This is a genomic window from Collinsella sp. OM04-5 (assembly GCF_003439125.1).
In the GTDB taxonomy this organism is placed as follows: Bacteria; Actinomycetota; Coriobacteriia; order Coriobacteriales; family Coriobacteriaceae; genus Collinsella.
Genome location: NZ_QSUU01000018.1, coordinates 1 through 268, shown reverse-complemented (window position 1 = coordinate 268; position 268 = coordinate 1). Strand labels below are relative to the sequence as shown.

At 73.1% G+C, this 268-nt stretch carries 1 rRNA gene; it reads right to left on the bottom strand.

Going from position 1 to position 268, the window contains the following annotated elements:
• Positions 1-20: 20 nt before the first annotated feature.
• Positions 21-136 (bottom strand): 5S ribosomal RNA (rrf, locus tag DXB53_RS09535).
• Positions 137-268: the final 132 nt, after the last annotated feature.

The following is a 268-nucleotide window of genomic DNA, read 5'->3' as shown; positions in this document are numbered from 1 at the left end:
ACGGCTCGGTGCCGTCCACCGGTCAGCGGCGCCCTGGCCTCCCACGGGCTGGCCCCGCAGTACTCTCGGCGCGATGGGGCTTAGCTTCCGGGTTCGGAACGGGACCGGGCGTGCCCCCCATGCTCTGGCCGCTGACCGGTGGGCGGCGCCCACCGTTACGGTGTCCTGGGTCTCATCTACGTGCCCTGGGGGCCGCATGGCGCATAGGAGGAGTCGACTCGGGGGCATCCTCGTGCCCGGACCGCGCGCATGAGCGCTCAGTCCCGCG